This is a genomic window from Sphingobacterium sp. 1.A.5 (assembly GCF_002734235.1).
Classification (GTDB): Bacteria; Bacteroidota; Bacteroidia; order Sphingobacteriales; family Sphingobacteriaceae; genus Sphingobacterium; species Sphingobacterium daejeonense.
The window spans coordinates 1-19835 of sequence record NZ_PEBA01000034.1 but is presented as its reverse complement, the minus strand read 5'-3'; the positions used below and the strand labels follow the sequence as shown (position 1 = coordinate 19835).

General features: G+C 37.7%; 18 protein-coding genes. 11 read left to right on the top strand and 7 right to left on the bottom strand.

Going from position 1 to position 19835, the window contains the following annotated elements; translation table 11 throughout:
• Window positions 1–193: 193 nt before the first annotated feature.
• Window positions 194–1429 (bottom strand): deoxyribodipyrimidine photo-lyase, encoded by a 1236-nt coding sequence (locus CRT24_RS12930; RefSeq protein WP_099371642.1) that lies wholly within the window; start codon window positions 1427–1429, stop codon window positions 194–196.
• 209 nt (window positions 1430–1638) lie between these two features.
• Between CRT24_RS12930 and CRT24_RS12925 the strand changes: the two genes are divergently transcribed.
• The 3 genes from CRT24_RS12925 (at window position 1639) to asnB (ending at window position 6354) form a co-directional block, all read left to right on the top strand.
• Window positions 1639–2511 carry a hypothetical protein gene (locus CRT24_RS12925; RefSeq protein ID WP_099371641.1) on the top strand — a complete coding sequence of 291 codons (873 nt, stop codon included), beginning with the start codon at window positions 1639–1641 and terminating at the stop codon, window positions 2509–2511.
• A gap of 61 nt (window positions 2512–2572) precedes the next feature.
• Window positions 2573–4411, top strand: coding sequence for a UbiD family decarboxylase (locus CRT24_RS12920; RefSeq protein ID WP_099371640.1), 1839 nt, complete (start codon window positions 2573–2575; stop codon window positions 4409–4411).
• Window positions 4412–4662: 251 nt separating this feature from the next.
• Window positions 4663–6354 carry an asparagine synthase B gene (asnB, locus tag CRT24_RS12915; protein ID WP_099371639.1) on the top strand — a complete coding sequence of 564 codons (1692 nt, stop codon included), beginning with the start codon at window positions 4663–4665 and terminating at the stop codon, window positions 6352–6354.
• 54 nt (window positions 6355–6408) lie between these two features.
• On the opposite strand, the gene CRT24_RS12910 is transcribed toward asnB, so the two are convergent.
• The 4 genes from CRT24_RS12910 to CRT24_RS12890 all read right to left on the bottom strand — a co-directional run bounded on the left by CRT24_RS12910 (window position 6409) and on the right by CRT24_RS12890 (window position 11652).
• Complete coding sequence (locus CRT24_RS12910; RefSeq protein WP_099371638.1) at window positions 6409–7080, bottom strand: lysoplasmalogenase; 672 nt, start codon at window positions 7078–7080, stop codon at window positions 6409–6411.
• A 9-nt stretch (window positions 7081–7089) separates the two neighbouring features.
• Entirely contained in the window at window positions 7090–8529 is a 1440-nt protein-coding gene (locus CRT24_RS12905; protein ID WP_099371637.1) for an amino acid permease, read from the bottom strand.
• 781 nt (window positions 8530–9310) lie between these two features.
• Window positions 9311–11413, bottom strand: a complete 2103-nt coding sequence (feoB, locus tag CRT24_RS12895) for a ferrous iron transport protein B (RefSeq protein WP_099371635.1) — start codon at window positions 11411–11413, stop codon at window positions 9311–9313.
• Window positions 11413–11652 carry a FeoA family protein gene (locus tag CRT24_RS12890; RefSeq protein WP_099371634.1) on the bottom strand — a complete coding sequence of 80 codons (240 nt, stop codon included), beginning with the start codon at window positions 11650–11652 and terminating at the stop codon, window positions 11413–11415. Before CRT24_RS12890 ends, feoB begins: the two co-directional genes overlap by 1 nt.
• 106 nt (window positions 11653–11758) lie before the next feature.
• Here CRT24_RS12890 and CRT24_RS12885 point away from each other — a divergent pair, with 106 nt between their 5' ends.
• On the top strand, window positions 11759–12232 hold the full coding sequence (locus CRT24_RS12885) for a MarR family winged helix-turn-helix transcriptional regulator (protein ID WP_099371633.1): 474 nt from the start codon (window positions 11759–11761) through the stop codon (window positions 12230–12232).
• Here CRT24_RS12885 and CRT24_RS12880 read toward each other — a convergent pair.
• The gene (locus CRT24_RS12880; RefSeq protein WP_099371632.1) at window positions 12229–13065 is read right to left on the bottom strand and encodes a ZIP family metal transporter; all 837 of its coding nucleotides are present in this window, start codon (window positions 13063–13065) and stop codon (window positions 12229–12231) included. The genes CRT24_RS12885 and CRT24_RS12880 overlap by 4 nt on opposite strands.
• Window positions 13062–13661, bottom strand: coding sequence for a phosphatase PAP2 family protein (locus CRT24_RS12875; protein WP_099371631.1), 600 nt, complete (start codon window positions 13659–13661; stop codon window positions 13062–13064). Before CRT24_RS12875 ends, CRT24_RS12880 begins: the two co-directional genes overlap by 4 nt.
• A gap of 190 nt (window positions 13662–13851) precedes the next feature.
• Here CRT24_RS12875 and glmM point away from each other — a divergent pair, with 190 nt between their 5' ends.
• The 7 genes from glmM to CRT24_RS12840 all read left to right on the top strand — a co-directional run bounded on the left by glmM (window position 13852) and on the right by CRT24_RS12840 (window position 19788).
• On the top strand, window positions 13852–15234 hold the full coding sequence (glmM, locus tag CRT24_RS12870) for a phosphoglucosamine mutase (RefSeq protein WP_099371630.1): 1383 nt from the start codon (window positions 13852–13854) through the stop codon (window positions 15232–15234).
• 201 nt (window positions 15235–15435) lie between these two features.
• Window positions 15436–16368 carry a hypothetical protein gene (locus CRT24_RS12865; RefSeq protein WP_099371629.1) on the top strand — a complete coding sequence of 311 codons (933 nt, stop codon included), beginning with the start codon at window positions 15436–15438 and terminating at the stop codon, window positions 16366–16368.
• Window positions 16369–16462: 94 nt separating this feature from the next.
• Window positions 16463–16966, top strand: a complete 504-nt coding sequence (locus tag CRT24_RS12860; protein WP_099371628.1) for an RNA polymerase sigma factor — start codon at window positions 16463–16465, stop codon at window positions 16964–16966.
• Window positions 16956–17606: a hypothetical protein gene (locus CRT24_RS12855; protein WP_099371627.1), complete on the top strand. Its 651-nt coding sequence runs from the start codon at window positions 16956–16958 to the stop codon at window positions 17604–17606. Before CRT24_RS12860 ends, CRT24_RS12855 begins: the two co-directional genes overlap by 11 nt.
• 113 nt (window positions 17607–17719) lie before the next feature.
• Window positions 17720–18031 (top strand): 50S ribosomal protein L21, encoded by a 312-nt coding sequence (gene rplU / locus CRT24_RS12850; RefSeq protein WP_099367640.1) that lies wholly within the window; start codon window positions 17720–17722, stop codon window positions 18029–18031.
• A gap of 44 nt (window positions 18032–18075) precedes the next feature.
• Entirely contained in the window at window positions 18076–18267 is a 192-nt protein-coding gene (locus CRT24_RS12845; protein ID WP_257214039.1) for a 50S ribosomal protein L27, read from the top strand.
• Window positions 18268–18339: 72 nt separating this feature from the next.
• The gene (locus CRT24_RS12840; protein ID WP_099371626.1) at window positions 18340–19788 is read left to right on the top strand and encodes an IS1182 family transposase; all 1449 of its coding nucleotides are present in this window, start codon (window positions 18340–18342) and stop codon (window positions 19786–19788) included.
• The last annotated feature ends 47 nt before the right edge of the window (window positions 19789–19835 follow it).

Below are 19835 nucleotides of genomic sequence, written 5' to 3'. Positions count from 1 at the left end.
GGGTGATAAAATTTTGCCAAATTTATAAATAATAAACATACTTTACTGCATTTAATCGATATAAAATACAATGTTTTAGCATGTTTTTTCATCTATTTCGGTATGATAAAAAAATAATAGTCGATTTTTGATAAGCTTTGAAATTAATAAAGCTTTTTTCCTTAAAAGGATAACGTTAGAATATTTGTCTTCCTTATTTTGAAACATAGAATCTTTTTGCGAGTTCTTGCCAATCTGAGCAGCTGTTTTCCTTCTCACTTGTTCCTACAGCAGCCATATGTGACCAAAATCCATAAGTTGTTGCTGGCGCAAAATCCAAAAGATGTTCTTCAAAGAAGCTAGCTCCAGCAAGCCAATTGGATCCTATATCTTGGGTAAAATATTTTGAGATTAGTCTTCTTTCAGCATAGGTGATGTTTCCTGTTGAAATCAATGTTTGTATGCTATCGTCGACGGCTTCTTGTCCCGTATTTGCAGCAGACCATTTCGCTACTAAATCTTGGTCAATAGACTCTGGGTTTTGCGCTGCTGGATTATTTCCGTTAATCTTAAAAAATACGTTTGGATATTTTTTGAGCATAAAACGAAAATAATCTCTCCATAAGAGCATAGTCATAAGTCTATCATATCTTTTTTTGTTTTGACTCAATCCGGAAGATTGCATTCTATGGTAAACAAATATTGGTGATAATGATCCTACAGCTATATATGGAGATATAAGCGAGAAATTTTCATTTCCAGCATAATTTGGGTCCAAGACAGTGTTTAATTTTTCAATAGCAATATCTTCCCCACCTTCCATGTCTTTTTTTGGCATTTGGCTGATTTCGTCTTCTGAGAATCCTAAATCTTGAAGAGACGGTATCGATGTTTGTTCTAAATGTTGAGGGCTTTGGATAGAGGTTGGTGCATCCAATGGATTACGTACAGAGCTTTCCCTTTCAATTTTCTTTCTGAAAATATTGAATTTGTCTGGAATGTCCTTGATAGGGAAGGGCAGATCCTCTTTATGAAATAGGGTGTGTCCTATAAAATGCCTTAGATTTATTTTATTCTCCCACAGCGCTGATTCTACCAATTCAGATATTTGCGTTTCACGAGAAGCGACCTCACGGTGATGATAAACTTCCATTACTTCGTATTTAGCACATAGCTTTGGAAGGATTTCTTCGGGTTTACCTACAAAAGTCATAAGGTCACTATCCATGGATTGCAGTTTCTCTTTAAGGTGAGAAACGGATTCCAATTGGAATTGCGCCCTTTTTAGTCCAGTCTTATAATTATGGAATTTGTTTTTGCTGTAATAACGCGGGTCGAAGAAGTAGACGGGAATAATCAAGTCAGATTTATTAATAGCTTCCGACAAAACTTCATTGTCATGGAGCCTTAAATCATTTCTAAACCAAACAAGAACTACTTTTTTGCTCATACTAATATCCCGAAATGCGTTAGTTAACAAATATACTTTATTCTATACGACTAGGGGCAAGATTTGGATGAATTTTTACATGTGAAAGACAATGTTGAAAATTGTTTATTTTTTATTTGTTTTGTAAAATTTTAAGAAAGTTTAAACAAACATTGTTTTTATAATGTTAGGTTTTAAATAATGAATTAATCACAAAAAGTGTAGGAGAGATGGAAGTGTTATTATCTGGCTTGAATTCCTATTTAGGGAAGCGAGCAATGAGTAACTTGAGTAAGGAAGACTTTAATGTGCATGGAATTGTCAGAGACTTGGACCTGTTCAAGTCTCGGTTATTTGAGAAGATTACAGCAACTTTGGACAAAGTTGATTTATTGCGGAAAGGGAAGGAGTTTGATTCTTTTAAAATAGATTCTGGAATTGGATTGGCAATTTATATAACACATGTCCCAACATTGGGCGAGTATGTTAACCTTAATTTAGAGCTTATTACCTTACGAAACTTTATTGAGCTAACGAAGCTTAATGGGGGGCGTCGGATTGTCTATATTGCACGGCTTATGGACAAGCCTTATATCACAGAAGTTGAAGCTTTGCTCAAAGCTTCCGATATTACGTATACGATTGTTCTAAAAAATCTAGCAATCGGAAAGGGAAGTGTCTTGGATAAATATATGCATCAATTGATCAACGGCAAGTATCTGCCATATGATAAATTTTTTGCAAACGTAAAATTCAACCCCATATCTTCCTTGGACCTTTTGCGTTGGATTTATAATGTTGATTGGGATAAAAATTTCATCAATGAGACTATTGAAATCGGTGGTTCAAGTACGGTAACCGTACAGGAAATGTATCGTTTGTACAAAAAAACGCTTTATCCTAACGCTGATGTTAAGAGTATTCTATTGCCTCATTTTATTATGAGCATGGTTTTCCAACAAGCATACCACATCCATAAAGAAGATGTCATAGAATTCAGGAGACTCATGGAGCGGGAATATCCAATTGATAATACTTCCTGGAAAAATACGATGTTGTTTTCCTTTACTCCACTTGCCGAGGTCATTAAGCTAGATCAATAAATCAATAACCTTCTTTGATTGGTCCTATTAGTTTATATTTGTAGCTCTACATGCTATTGCTATGGGATATAAAAGTTTACAGGAATGTGTTGTTGACCTGGAGAGGAATGGTCATTTGATTCGGATAAAAGAAGAGGTAGATCCATATTTGGAAATGGCTTCTATCCATATGCGGGTTTATGATGCTCAAGGTCCTGCTCTTTATTTTGAAAATGTGAAAGGGTCAAAGTTTCCGGCGGTTTCAAATTTGTTTGGAACGCTCGACCGATCAAAGTTCATGTTTCGTGATACGTTGGACCATGTAAAAAATCTCGTTGATGTCAAGATGAATCCGATGTCTGTATTGAAGAAGCCGTTGCAATATGCAGGTTCTTCAATGGTGGCATTAGGTGCCTTGCCTTGGAAAAAGAAGTCTTCAGCGCCAATTTTATATGGGCAGACGAAAATTTCTGAACTTCCTCAAATCGTTAACTGGCCAATGGATGGTGGTGCATTTGTCACGATGCCTCAAGTCTATACTGAAGACATCAGCAAACCGGGAATTATGAATGCAAACTTAGGTATGTATCGTATTCAGCTTGGAGGGAATGATTATATACAGGATCAAGAAGTTGGTTTGCATTATCAATTGCACCGAGGTATTGGTATCCACCAGACCAAAGCCAATGAGCTAGGGAAACCTTTAAAGGTAAGTATATTTGTTGGTGGTCCGCCTTCCCACCCGCTTTCAGCGGTTATGCCATTACCTGAAGGACTTTCTGAAATGTTGTTTGCAGGGGCATTGGGAAATCGCAGGTTTCGGTATTTTTATGACGACGAGGGTTTTTGCATATCAGCGGATGCTGATTTTGTGATAACAGGTACGGTCTATCCTAATGAAAACAAACCTGAAGGTCCATTTGGGGACCATATTGGGTACTACTCGCTAGTACATCCATTCCCATTGATGAAAGTTCACAAAGTTTATCACCGTAAGAATCCTATTTGGTCATTTACTGTAGTAGGTAGGCCACCACAGGAGGATACAAGTTTTGGAGCTTTAATTCACGAAATTACGGGAAACGCTATTCCACAGCAAATCGGAGGGTTACACGCCGTAAATGCAGTTGACCCCGCAGGAGTACATCCTTTGTTGTTTGCTATCGGTAGCGAAAGATATACCCCTTATCAAAAGGTAGAACGCCCTCAAGAGGTGTTAACAATTGCCAATCAGATATTGGGAACAAACCAATTGAGCTTAGCTAAATACTTGTTTATATCTGCTTTTGAGGACAATCCAAAATTAGATATTCATAATATTCGCGATTTCTTTACGCATATATTTGAAAGAATTGATTTGAGCAGGGATTTACATTTCTTGACCAATACCACCATAGATACCTTAGATTATACGGGTGATGGTCTAAATGCCGGCTCAAAAGTGACATTTGCGGCTGTAGGCGACAAAAAGAGGGATTTAATCAAAGAATTACCAGCTAATCTAGACGTGCCTCGGCCATTTAACAATATAAAACTGGCATTGCCGGGGATCGTAGTTGTAGATGGGCAATCCTTTACGAGTTATGAAGAAGAGTCAAAAATATTGGGCGACTGGTGCGAAGCAGCAAAAGGTTGTGATTGGAACGGAATACAACTTATTGTATTGGCAGATGATGCAGGGTTTACTGCAGAAAATGAGAATAATTTTGTGTGGGTAACTTTTACAAGATCAAATCCAGCATACGATATTTATGGAATTGACAGTTTTACCTCACATAAACATTGGGGATGCCATTGTCCAGTTATCATCGATGCAAGGAGAAAGCCACATCACGCACCTGACTTAATAAAAGATCCAGCAGTGGAAAGAAGGGTCGATGAACTTGGAGCTAAAGGAGGTTCCTTACATGGAATAATTTAAGAGAATGACAAATAAAGTTATGAACAGTCTATTAATTTAATAGGCTGTTTTTTTTGTTTAGCTTCCAGAGCATTAATCGTGTATATTTTCAATAAAAAAGTTATTTATATACGAATTAATCAAAGAAACTTATTAAATTTTATTAAATATTCAATAAAAATTAAAAAACATTATGAATTTAATTTTTATTTACTTTACTTTGTTTCATTAATTCATTGAAACATTAATATCATTTAAAAAATAACAATTGTATGTGCGGAATTGTCGGAGCATTTGAATTGAAACAACCCTTAGCATCCTTAAGGCCCCAGGTCTTGGAAATGTCTAAAAGGATTCGTCATCGCGGACCAGATTGGTCAGGGATTTACAGCTCAGAAAAGGCTTTGTTAGCTCATGAGCGTTTAGCTATCGTGGATCCAAAATCAGGAAGTCAACCATTGTACAGTCCAGATGGGCAGGTTGTTCTTGCTGTAAATGGCGAGATCTACAATCACCAAGAGTTGCGAAATTCATTGCCGAATTATCAATTTTCGACACAATCTGATTCAGAGGTTGTATTAGCATTATATCTTGAAAAGGGTCCGACTTTCGTTGAAGATTTGAATGGGATCTTTGGATTTGCTTTATATGATGCTCGAGAGGATTCATTTTTTATTGCGAGGGATCATATGGGAATTATCCCATTGTATTATGGCAAGGATGAATTTGGTCAATTCTTTGTGGCCTCAGAATTAAAATCATTAGAAGGTTTCTGTACAGAGATTGAGCAATTTCCTCCAGGACATTATTTATACAGCAAAGAGAGTTTAGAGCCTCAGCGTTGGTATAAAAGAGAATGGGAAAGTTATGATGCTGTCAAGGACAATGAAACTGATATCGCAAAACTTCGCAAAGGACTTGAAGATGCGGTACATCACCAGTTGATGTCTGATGTTCCTTATGGGGTATTGCTTTCAGGGGGACTTGACTCTTCAGTTATTGCTGCGATTACCAAGAAGTTTGCTTCAAAACGTATTGAGTCTAATGATCAAGAAGATGCTTGGTATCCACAATTGCATTCTTTTGCAGTGGGATTGGTTGGTTCTCCAGATTTGGTTGCTGCTCAAAAGGCTGCTGATCATATCGGTACAATACACCACGAAGTAAACTTTACCATCCAAGAAGGACTTGATGCGATCAGAGATGTAATCTATCATCTTGAAACTTATGATGTAACTACTATTCGTGCCTCAACGCCGATGTATTTATTGGCAAGAGTAATCAAATCCATGGGCATAAAAATGGTTTTATCAGGCGAGGGTTCAGATGAGTTATTTGGAGGTTATCTTTATTTCCATAAGGCTCCAAACGCGAAAGAATTTCATGAAGAAACAGTTAGGAAGCTTAAAAAGTTATATCTATATGATTGTTTGAGAGCGAATAAATCATTGGCAGCATGGGGTGTTGAGGGTAGAGTTCCATTCTTGGACAAAGAATTCATGGATATTGCTATGACCATCAATCCTGAGGATAAAATGATCAGGGACGGGAGAATGGAGAAATGGGTTGTTCGGAAAGCCTTTGAGGATTATCTTCCGGAATCCATTGCTTGGAGACAAAAGGAGCAATTTTCTGACGGCGTTGGTTATTCATGGATCGATACACTAAAGGCGCAAGCTGAGCAAAAAGTATCAGATACTGAGTTTGAAACTGCTGCTTCACGTTTTCCTATCAACACACCAAAAAACAAAGAAGAATATTTATATAGAAGTATTTTTGAGTCGCATTTTCCATCGGAAGCCGCGGCTAAAACCGTGCCTTCAGTTAAATCTGTGGCATGTAGTACTCCTGAGGCATTGGCATGGGATGCCTCTTTTCAAAACCTGAATGATCCATCGGGTCGTGCAGTAGCAAATGTCCATAACGAAAGTTATGACAAAAAACCCCAAACAATAGGGGCTTAAAACAGCGTTTTAATCATATCATATCAACTTGTATTAATTGTAGGCTGTAAGAAATTACAGCCTATTTTTTTTGCTTTCAATAATTGCTCCCAACGTAATTCCATATTGAGCTAGGATATAGGTGGACATAATCATCAATCCAGAATTGGCGACATAGGCTACGAACTTGTCAACCGCCAATATGGAGTCGGAGACAATAAATAATAAGGCAGCAATAAATGTTATGATAAAGCTCCATAAACTCACAGTATGTTTCCTTGTAAATGCAAATATTGCCATTAAGGCAATGGTTATAATGTATAGGATTACAGGGATTTTCAATGGTCCCAGACTAGGCTCCAAGACAGAAAATAAATAATATGAATAAGTTGCAAGAACTCCTACCACCAAAATATAACCTTTATGTTTAACCAATAGTCTAGGGCTTGTTTGTTTCATGAAAGCAATAACATAGAGAATATGACCAATGAGAAAGGAGGCCAAGCCAAATACGAATTTATCCTGAAACATCAGGAAGGTATCTCCCAAACAACCGAAAAATAATCCTACTGCAATAATTTTATCAATATTCTTCTTTAACCCTGTCCCTTTATATAAAAGGAAGATCAACGCTAGGCAGATCAATGGTTTAGTAAAGAATCTGAGGTTTGGAAAGTTTGCAAAAACGGCATATAGATGAAGCAGTGCAAGGGCAAAAAATGCGATATGTAGTTTGTACTGCTTCATTTATGGTCTTTAATTTTCGATATTTCTGGCTTGTTTAGCTTTGTTCTTTTTCACCAACACGTAACTGATATACAGAATGAGTAACCATGCTGGTATCAATTCTACGGATATTTTGAGTCCTGTAAACCACATCATCATCAGTACACCAAACAAAAACAACAGACTAAAGTAATTGCTCAGAGGATATAGAATAGTTGGAAATTTTGTCTTGATTCCTTGTGCATCTTTTTTCTTTCTGAAAAACATGTGTGTCAATGTGATCATGATCCAGTTTATGATGAGAGCAGAAACGACCAGTGACATCAAGATTCCCAAAGCTTCTTTTGGAATTACCTTATTTATCACGACTGTGACTGCCACAATTGCTGCAGACACTAAAATAGCGTTTATAGGAGAGTGGTTTTTGTTCAGTTTTTTAAGGAATTTTGGGGCATTTCCTTGTTCTGCCAATCCATATAACATCCTTGAATTACTATATACACAACTGTTATACACTGATAGAGCTGCGGTAAGTACAATTACATTTAAGGCATTTGCTATGATTGTTGTGAAATAGAATGTTTTTCCAAAGAGCTCAAACTGGAATCCTTTGAGGGTTGCAAATACTTCCACAAATGGACTTGTTTCCGCAGTAATTGTTCTCCAAGGCATTAATGAAAATAGGATAAATAGGGCGCCAACATAAAAAACCAAGATTCTCCACAGTACTTGGTTTGTTGCTTTTGGGATATTCTTTTCTGGGTTCTCGGCTTCTGCGGCCGTTATTCCGACCAATTCCAGACCTCCAAATGAGAACATGATTATGACGAGTGCGGCGAGTAATCCTGAGTATCCGATATCTGCATTTCCACTGAGCCAACCATGTGGGAAGAATCCACCGTCATTATATAGGTTTTCGACTGTTGCCCGCTCACCTCCATTTCCAGACAGTAGGAGATATGTTCCGAATATGATCATCGCAATGATTGCGACGACCTTGATAATTGAGAACCAGAATTCTGTTTCTCCATACACTTTTACAGATGCTAGGTTAATAACATTGATTACCATAAAGAAAAACAATGAGGACGCCCATAAAGGTATTTCAGGCCACCAAAATTGGACATATTTTCCTATTGCGGTTAATTCTGCCATACTCACCAATATGTACAGCAACCAATAATTCCATCCTGATGCATAGCCTGCGAAGGGTCCCCAATAATTATTGGCGAAAGAGCTGAAGCTTCCGGAAATGGGCTCTTCGACGACCATTTCACCCAATTGTCGCATTATAAAGAAAGCGACCAAGCCAGCGATTGCATATCCTAATATAACAGATGGACCTGCTAAGATAGCTGCTTGTCCGACTCCTAAAAACAGACCTGTACCGATGGCTCCGCCTAATGCAATCAACTGTATATGTCTATTGCTAAGGCCTCTTTTAAGTTCTTTTTCGTTGTTTTCTTGCACTCTGAAGAAGGTTAATTCCTGATTATTGTTTCAAATTTCTGTTTTTCATTGACGTTACGCCGATAAAAGCCACAAGATAATTTTTTCATTTTAATTTTTGGGAATTTTATGAAATAAAGGCGTTGAAACTGGCAGGTGGTGGACACCTGCCAGGGCGAGTGACTGTCAGATGGGTACACCAGCTTGGTCGTTTAACTGGTAAGTGAGGACACCTGCCAGGGTGTGGGATTGTCAGATGGGTACACCGGCTTGGTCCGTTTAACTGGCAGGTGGGGACACCTGCCAGGGCGAGTGACTGTCAGGTGAGGACACCGACGTGGTCGTTTAACTGGCAGGTGGGGACACCTGCCAGGGCGAGTGATTGTCAGATGGGGTCACCGGCTTGTTCGTTGAAACTGACGGGTGAGAGGACCTGCCAGGGCGTGTACTTGGCAATTAGGATTCGGGCATGGCGTTGAAACTGTCAGGGAAGGACATCGGTCAGGCTGTTGATTCTGCTAGGTCTGAAGGTAGGTCCTACGAAAGGCTTCGAAGTTTAGATAAGTAATGGGTTTTGCTCAAAATAAAAATGTTCAGGGCTTGCCCTGAACATTTTGTCTTATGTCTTATGTCTTATGTCTTATGTCTACTGTCTAAAGTTTATCTATTTTCTCCACATCACATTTACATCCTTTTCCACAACCTGGCGTTTCTGATTTTTTGGAAAAGAAAGGTTTGAATATAACATACAATGCTATAATGAAAAGGGCGAAGATAATAATGTATTGAATAATTAGACTCATTACTTTAAGATTTGATATGCAATTAATGCTGCAACATATGCCAATCCTGTCATGAACAAGGTTTGTATTAAAGTCCATTTCCATGAACCTGTTTCCTTGCGCACTACACCGATGGTCGCCATACATTGCATTGCAAATGCGTAAAACAATAATAACGATATTCCTGAAGCAAAATTATAGGCAGGTTTACCTGTATTTGCATTAATTTCTGAACGCATACGAGTCAACAAAGATGATTTCTGACCTTCATCTTCAATATCGACATCAGGCCCCATGCTATAAACTACAGCCATGGTACCAACAAAAACTTCACGAGCAGCGAAAGATGAAATCAACCCAATTCCCATTTTCCAGTCATAACCTAATGGACGTACCAGTGGTTCTATTCCCATTCCAATATATCCTAAGAATGAATGCTCTAATTTGTAAGATCCGATTTCCATTTCCAACTCATCACCACTAAGGTTAGGGTTTGCTTGTTGTACGATTTCTTCGGCATCATAGAACTTCCTGTTAGGTCCAAAGTTTCCAAATACCCATAACACGATTGATATCATCAAGATAATCTTACCTGCTTCCCAAAGGAAACCTGATGCTTTGTCCCAAACATTGGTCATGACATTTTTCCAATCAGGCATTTTGTAGGTTGGGAGCTCAAAAATCAAAAACGATGATCTGATGCTTTTAATCACCTTGTTCAATATCCATGCTGAGGCCAATGCGCCTACTATCCCCAAGATATACATGATAAACAGGGTAATACCTTGCAGATTGAATCCTAAGAAGCTGTCATTTGGAATGATCAGTCCAATTATAACTATATATATTGGCAGTCTTGCGGAACATGTCATAAATGGTGTCACCAACATGGTCAAAAGACGTTCTTTGGGATTTTCAATATTTCTAGCTGCCATTACCGCTGGAATGGCACATGCCGCACCGGACATCAATGGTATTACAGATTTACCATTTAGTCCAAAAGGTCTCAACCATCTGTCCATTAGGAATACAACACGGCTCATATATCCTGATTCCTCCATTAAGGACAGGAATAAAAATAGAATTACAATCTGAGGGACGAATATTACAATCCCGCCAATCCCGGCTACAATACCATCAATAAACAGGGATGATAATGGGCCTTCTGGCAACACAGTAGCTAAATATTCAGTTAATTCTCCGAAAGTGCCGTCGATCCAATCCATCAAGGGACCTGACCAACTGAAGATGGCTTGGAAAATCAAGAACAATAAGCCAAAGAAAATAACATATCCCAAGACTGGATGCAGCAAGATTTTGTCAATCTTGGATGTTGTGTCGAGGGTTTTATTTTCAGATTTATTTAATATCCCCTCAAGGTCCGCTGAAATTTTATCGTGCCTTATGAGGGATTCTGTTTTTTGCATTTCATGCGTATCCAACTGATATTTGTCACGGATTGCTTTTAATGCATTTTGTTTATCAGCGGGGATATAGGAAACATTTTCCTGAGCTAAGTATTGCCAAGTAAGGTATTCAGTAGCTAAAGGAAATAATTTTTTAGCTTCATCCAATGCCGCAGTATATTTCTCTGGAATTTGGAAATTACCGATATAAATCGCTGGTTTTTCGTCCAATGAAGAGATAAGTTTATCCAAACCTTTTCCTGTTCGGGCATTAGTTTGATAAACTTTTGTTTTCAGATAAGCTTCTAATCTTGGGAAGTCGATATGTACGCCTTTGCTATCTGCTTCATCGATCATATTGACCACAAATATTGCTGGTAAACCCAGTTCTCTCGCCTGTTGATATAGGATTATCCCTCTTTTAATGGTAGAAGGTTCAGCAACCACGACTGTTAAGTCTGGCGTCAACTTGTTTTCCTTTTCACTTAATACCTTAAATACTATTTCTTCATCGAGGGAATTTGGAAATAAGGTATAAGTTCCTGGGAGATCAATAATATGATAGGTTTTGTTATTTGCTTTCAGAGAACCTTCTCTTTTTTCGACTGTAATACCGGGGTAGTTACCTACTTTTTGGTTTAATTTAGTAAGTCTATTGAATAGAGAGGTTTTACCTACATTGGGGTTACCAAGCAGGACAATATTAGGGTTTTCCATTATATAATTACTGCTGTGATAAGTTTTGCTTCAGATTTTCTGATTGCGATTAGTGCGTTGTTTTCCACTACATTAACGCAAATTGGGCCGTTTAATGGGGCTTTGTGCTTAACTTCAATGACGGAGCCTGGGTAGAAGCCCAATTGATAGAATTTTGCGGGGATTTCATTTGACTGGATAGCATTAATCTTAGCGATGTCTCCGATTTTTAATTTATCGAGGCTAATATTATTCGGCATTCGACGACAATTTTTTATGAGTTTTTAAAAAAAATCAATATTAGCAAAGATAAATAATTAAAATCTTTTAAATTGCGCATTAAGTCACACTAATGTATTATTAAATATGCCGAAGATCGAAGAATTGGTTAAAGTGAGGCAATTCGCTAGTCCTTGGCATCGCGCAACGATCAATATTATTTATACAAACAACTGGTTGAACGTGATGCTGGAGAAGAGGGCGGGTGCCAAACAAATCACCCTGCAGCAGTTCAATGTGTTGCGTGTTTTACGTGGGCAGTATCCGGATCCTGTTACAAACAATTTGTTAAAGGAGAGGTTACTCACCAAAACCCCTGATATCAGTAGGTTGGTGGATCGTATCGTAAGCAAAGGCCTTGTGTCTAGGGAAAAGAACAGCATAGACAAGCGCGCTGTTGATCTGTTAATCACAGACAAAGGATTAGAATTGCTTCAAGAAATCGAGAATGACATGATGCTGGACGATGTCCTGCCAGAGAACATTTCTGTAGATGATTGCTTGAAGCTAAGTGAACTATTGGATAAGTTCAGGGGTGTTATGGATGACCTGGATTATTAATGTTCATGATCATGATGGTCATGATCATGGTGTTCGTGGTCGTGGGTTTCTTCAGTTTGTTCTGAAGGTCCATGATGATGGTGCGAATGATCATGACCTTCAAATAGAAAGTTTGCCATTGATACCAGTACTCCCAATAGTACGGCCAACATTTTCTTTTTGTTGAAAGTATGGTGATCTGCCGAGCCAGACTCGAATAATATCGTTGTAGAAATATGTAAGAAGATACCGATTACCACTGCCATTATTTTATCAAAATATTGTGCTACATTTCCGATTTCTCCTGCGCTGATTCCCTTACTTGTCAAGAAGCCAAGTGGAGTCATAGCCGCAAAAACAGCAATAAATAACACGATAGTTTGTTTTTTCAGTCTTGTACCTATCAACAAACTCCCCAATGCAAAGGCAGCAGGAATATGGTGGATTGCAATTCCAAACACCAATTCATTTCGATGTCCGGATGCTAAAGGGAATCCTTCTAAAAATGCATGCAAACATAAGCTGATTAAAATTGCAATAGGGAATGCTTGATGATGATGTCCATCTTTGTTATGATGAATATGGCCATGTTCAATTCCTTGTGAGAAGTGTTCTAAAATCAATTGGAACAAAAATCCGCCGAGAATGTATAAACCAATGATTTCACCTGGAGTTTGGTTACTGTGGTATACTTCAGGTATAAGATGCAATACAGTGATTGCAAACAAATATGCACCACTGAATGACAATACTAATTTTAACAATTGAGTGTTGTCACGTTTTACAAAAAACACTGCTATACCACTCAGTAATGCAGATAAAAATAAAATCGATACGATCAAGAAACTACTCATGCAGGTGATGTTGTTGGTTGGTTTTGGGGTTCGAAAAATTTAGGATAAAACCTTTTAAATAAATAGCCAGTTCCCAATCCGATTAGAGTTCCCAGTATTGCGCCGCAGAGAATGTCGAGCGGATAATGGACCCCTACATAGATTTGAGAAAAGGATATGGAAGCCGCCCATAGAATACATAGCCATAAGGTATGTTTCCATTTGCGACGGAACAATACAATCCAGAAAAATGCCATCGCGAAATGGTTTGTAGCATGGGAAGAAGTAAAGCTGAACCCAGATCCACAGCGAGCGCGCAAATTAACTTCGTTTTTGAACACGACATCATTGCATGGTCTAACACGCTTTACTGATTTTTTGATCAAGTGTGAAGACATGGAGTCTGAAATTCCAAAAGTCGCCAAGGTGCAGGCTACAATAAGAACCCCAGTTTTGCCATAGTGCTTGATAAAGAAAATGATCAAAAATAAGTAAAGAGGTGACCATGTGTAAGGGTTACGTAAAATAGGGAGTAACCAATCAAAAACTATATTGCTGAGTCCTTGATTGATTAATAGAAATAAATCTTGATCGAATTGAATTATTTTATCTAACATATTTTTGCAATAGAACAGTCTAATTTTTTTAATTAAACCAAATCTATAAAAATAAGATGTAATACCTTACTTAGAATCGTAAACGAAACAAAGTTGCAACAAAGATATACATAAGAAGGAAAAAAAGAATAAAAATCCTTAATAATTATTTAAATCCTTTATTTTTACCGGCGTTAAAAACATTGAACTTATGGCATTAATAAAATCTATTTCAGGAATTCGGGGTACCATAGGCGGTAAACCAGGTGATAATCTAACACCTGTTGACATTGTTAAATTTACTGCTGCTTACGGAAAAATCATTACAGAAAATGCGGAAAATAAAACTATTGTCGTAGGTAGAGATGCCCGTATCTCTGGAGAGATGGTTTCAAACTTAGTTATCGGTACACTTCAGAGCATTGGGGTAAATGTTATCGATTTAGGATTGTCGACTACACCTACTGTTGAGATCGCGGTTCCAAAATTAAATGCTGCGGGAGGGATTATTTTAACTGCATCCCACAACCCTGGACAATGGAATGCTCTAAAGTTACTGAACAGTAAAGGAGAGTTCATTGATGATGCTAAAGGCAAGGAAGTCCTTGAATTAGGTGAGCGTTTGAATTTTGATTTTTCGGAGGTTGATCAATTAGGGACTGTAACCAAAGATGATTCATTTCTTCAGAAACATATCGAGGATGTTTTGGCATTGGAATTTGTCGATGTTGAGGCTATTAAAAACGCAAACTTTAAAGTTGCAGTTGATGCAGTAAATAGTACTGGTGGTACTTTTATTCCAGAATTATTAAAAGCACTGGGTGTTGAAACAATTTATAAAATACATTGTGAGCCTAATGGTCATTTTCCTCATAATCCTGAACCTTTAAAAGAACATTTAACAGATTTATCAAAGGTCGTGTTAGATAATGGTGCCGATCTGGGTATTGCTGTTGATCCGGATGTGGATCGCTTAGTTTTTATGATGGAAGACGGCGAGTTGTTTGGAGAGGAATATACTTTAGTAGCTGTTTCTGATTTTATCTTAGGTCAGAAAAAGGGCAATACGGTTTCCAATCTTAGTTCGACCCGAGCATTGAGAGATGTTACGGAGAAACATGGTGGTGAATATTTCGCAGCTGCAGTAGGAGAGGTCAATGTCGTTACTAAGATGAAAGAAGTAGATGCAGTAATTGGTGGCGAAGGTAATGGTGGCGTTATTTATCCAGCCTCACATTATGGTCGTGATTCTTTAGTTGGTGTTGCTTTATTTCTAACACATTTAGCTAAACTTGGAAAAAAAGTAACTGAATACCGTGCTGAACTTCCTCAATATTTTATGTCGAAAAATAAGATCACCCTTACTCCTGAATTGGACATCGATAATCTATTGGCAAAGATGCAGGAAAAATATGCTCATGAAAACCATTCGACCATTGATGGTTTGAAAATAGATTTTCCGAATGAATGGGTTCACCTTAGGAAATCAAATACGGAGCCTATTATCCGAATCTACTCTGAAGGTCCTACTCCAGAAGCAGCAGAATCCATTGCTCAAAAAATCATGAATGAAATCCAAGAAATAGTGGGTTAACAACCACTAATAATAAAATAAATCCCTCAGAGAAATAATTTTCTGAGGGATTTATTATTTACAAAATTTGTTGTTACAATCAAAGCCAAAATAGATGTTATAACTCTCTATTTTAAGGAATATTTTTATTTTTGAAGCTATTCAGCTACAACGTATTATAGTATTTAATAAATTTGGCGAATAATTTAAAAATATTTCGCCATGAAGACCCATTTCTGCCTGCAAAGGTTATTAATTATCTTTTTTGTATTGTGTCTTTCATCGTGTGAGAAAGACCCTGATTACACTAATGTAATCGTTGATAAAGGATTGCAAGAAATCCAATTCAACACTGGATTTAAAGACCAAGAGATTCAATTGGAATCTGAGTCCTGGAAAGTAGAGTATGTAAGGACGATCAACCCTTCTCAGGTATTGTTGGATGTTAGGCAGCAACTCATGGCCTTAGGGAATGTAGGCAGAGTTGATTGTTCTAAAGGATTTATTTCTCTGGAGAAAAAAGCTGCTGATCCTACAAAGCTTTATGTTTCCATGACAGAGAATTTTTCTGAAGAACCACGTCGAATTTTAATCGGTATCAAAGACGAGAATACAGTAAGGCAAATCGAAATCACTCAAAGCACTGCTGCCAATTATGAAGTAACTGAGAAGATAGTGGAAGAAACTCCGAATAGTCTACAAGTAAATACTATTCGTTTAGCTGCTAAAACTATTACCAACAATACGAGCAATCCCATTGCTTTAAATACTCCTATTCAAGAGTATTTTGTAAATGTCAATAGTACTTCAGAATTTACGTCGCCAATAATAGGCACCTTCGATTATATACCAGCTCCAGACTCTTTGATCTCAATGATACCTCTGATGTATCAAGGTGTTACGTATTGGGATGAAAAAGTAAAGTTCAAAAAATGGACAACTACTACTCCTCACTTGATTCCAAATGGTAAATCACCTGTCAATAAGGTTGTAGCTCCAAACTCAAAATTGACCGTTTTTGGAGAGGTCACCTATGCATCTAGAGCTTGTACATTTGATATTACTGTTAAAAATAAAACTACAGGCTTTATAACTACAGTGAAGGGTAATTGGAAACAAAACATACCAATCAAAACAGAAATAAAGACCATTTAAATTCAATAATCACTTTTTTCAGAAATTATTTCTTTTTTATGTAACGAATTATCTCATTCTATACTAACTTATAGAATTTGGTAAACTATCGGCTTTGAACATAAACGAAAAAGATTTCTTATCAGCAGTAGAAAATCACAAAGGTATCCTGTATAAATTGTCCAAAATTTATATGGATGATCCTCTTGATAGGGAAGACCTATTTCAAGAGATGCTATTGCAGTTATGGAGATCGTATGGAAGTTTTAAGGCACAGAGTAAGTTTTCTACTTGGATGTACCGTGTGGCGTTGAATACAGCGTTGGTTTATATCAAGAAAGAAAAGAAATCCCCGAAATCTGACAGCCTGATTGAAGATATCGATGTAATCGACAAATCTGATCATCACGAAAAAGAAGAACAACTGACGTATTTCTACCAAGCGGTTAAGCAATTGAACGAGATTGAAAAGGCTTTAATCTTTTTCTTTCTAGAGGGCTTTTCTCATCGAGAAATTGCTGGTCAGTTGGGTATTTCAGAAGTAAATGCTCGTGTCAAGCTGAATAGGACCAAGGACAAGTTACAAGAAATCATTAAAAAGCAAGGTTATGAATTTTGACGATTTAAAAAATGCGTGGAAGCGAGAAGGTGATTCTGAAGTGAATCTGGGAGAAATAAATCTTTCTTTGAAAAAATCGAATAATGCGATTGATAAGGTTAGGTCGAATATGAGGAAGGATTTCTATGCCCTTATAATAATGGCGGTGATGAGCTTGGGAGGTATGATATATGTCAATCTAAAATTAGATTTTCATCCTGTTATTTTGTTTACTTTGAATACATTTTATTTTTTAATTTCTGTATTGGTAATCTACTTTTTCGTTAAATTTTTCAGGTTTTATAGACGATCATATCACTTGAATTATGATAGCAGGGATAATCTGATTTGGTTTTATTATGAGTTGAGGTATTTTATAGATTTTTATCATACTTCGTGTTTTGTGTTTTTTGTGATGGGCTTGGTTTGTGGGCTATCGATTGGTGTGATGTCGGCTAATTTGGAAATGGTCACTGGAAAGCAAGACCCTATAGGTAGGCTGTTGTCTTCGGGTTTAGCAAGTAATTTAATCTATTTTGGTTCTCAAGCAATTATTATCATTGGCGGGGTTTTTCTTTTCAGGTGGGTGATTGAGATGATGTATGGCCGTTATTTGAAGCAAATAAAACATACTTTGGACTTGTTAAAACCTGAAGAATAGAAATAGGAATATCTATTTTGGGATACTTCAAAATAGATAATATTTTTTGTTCATTTAAAAAATAAGTTCTATCTTTGCGACTCATTAAATATTAACAATTTTAATAAATAACAATGTACGCAATAGTAAATATAGCAGGACAGCAATTTAAGGTTGCAAAAGACCAATATCTTTTTGTACACCGTTTACAAGGAGACGAAGGCGCTAGTATTGAATTTGACAATGTATTGTTAGCAGAAGACGGTGGTAAGTTTACTGTAGGTACACCAAGTATCTCAGGTGCTAAAGTTTCAGCTACTATTTTGTCACATTTGAAAGGTGAAAAAGTTATCGTTTTCAAGAAGAAACGTCGTAAAGGCTACAAGAAGAAAAACGGTCACCGTCAACACTTCACTAAAATCCAGATTACTGGTATCAGTTTATAATCGAATTTTTTAATCTGACGCAAGTCATAAATTAGAATAAAGAAATGGCACATAAAAAAGGTGCGGGTAGTTCCAAGAACGGCCGTGAGTCACATAGTAAGAGATTAGGTATCAAAATTTTCGGTGGTCAACAAGCTATCGCTGGTAACATCATCGTACGTCAACGTGGTACTCAGCATAACCCTGATGCTAACGTTGGTATCGGTAAAGACCATACCTCTTTTAGAATGGGCTAAAAAAAGGAGTGGAAAACAACAGTTTTCTGCTCCTTTTTTCGTATCTTAAAGTAGGCTTTAACGGACATCAGGATGCTTTCTACCCAACAAAAAATTCAGTTCAGTTCCTATTCGGGATTGTACGATATCATTGTTCCAAAAGACAATCTACTTCGCAAAATCAACGATCTTATCGATTTCAGTTTTATACATGAGGAACTTTTGGAGAAGTATTGCCAGACCAATGGGCGTACAGCAGAGAGCCCCATCAAGATGTTCAAGTACCTTCTGTTAAAGACGATCTACACCGTTTCGGATGTTGATGTCGTTGATCGTTCCAGATATGACATGTCCTTTAAATACTTTCTGGAAATGGCCCCTGAGGAGGATGTGATCAATCCAAGTTCGCTCACCAAATTCCGTAAGCTACGGTTAAAGGACATGGACCTATTGAACCTGTTGATCAATAAGACCGTAACGATCGCTCTTGAAAAGGGTATTATAAAATCAAGGTCCATCATCGTAGATGCCACACATACCCATTSCAGATCGAACCCATACACAGCACWGGRAGTGCTCAAGGAACGATCCAAGCTGTTGAGGAAAGCAATATATCAGATCGATGAGGACTACAAAGGGCGCCTACCACAAAAGAACGAGTCCAACGACCTGGACCAAGAGCTTGCCTATTGCAGGGAATTACAGAGAGTGCTGGATCAGGATCAATCTATCAGTGAAATACCGGCTGTAAAAGAGAAGTTGAACCTGTTGAAGGAAACCATCGAGGACACAAAGGAATACTATCTGCTCTCAAAAGATGGTGAAGCCAGGCTTGGACATAAATCAATGGACAGTAGTTTCTTTGGCTATAAAACACATCTGGCAATGACCGAGGAACGCATCATCACAGCAGCGGTCGTTACTACAGGCGAGAAAGGTGATGGTCCGGAACTGCCCCGATTATTGGAGATCAGCCAGCAGAATGGAATGGAAGTGGACACGATYATAGGCGATGCCGCATATTCTGGAAAGGACAATCTACGGCTGGCAAAAGAACAGAACATTGATATCATCGCTAAATTGAAACCGGCAGTCAGCCAGGGATCCAGGAAAGAAAGCGATCACTTTCACTACAATAAAGATGCGGGGATGTTTGTCTGTCCGGCTGGCCATCTAGCAATCCGGAAGGCCCGTCAGGGCAAAAAGAACATAGGTAAAAATCAAGCAGACACGTATTACTTCGATGTGGATAGATGTAAGGTTTGCCCTCTCAGGGAAGGATGTTATAAGGATGGGTCAAAAACAAAGACCTATTCGATAACCATTAAATCCGAACTCCATAAAGAGCAGATGGCTTTCCAGCAAACCTATCATTACCGGAGCAAGTCTAAGGAAAGGTATAAGATCGAGGCAAAGAACAGTGAGCTCAAGAATGTCCATGGTTATGGAAGAGCAGATTCCTATGGCATCCAAAATATGGAAATGCAGGGTGCAATGGCCATCTTCACGGTAAACTTGAAAAGAATCCTGAAATTGATCTAAAAAGGAGGAATATTACCTCAAAATCAATGGATTTGAGATTCTGAAAG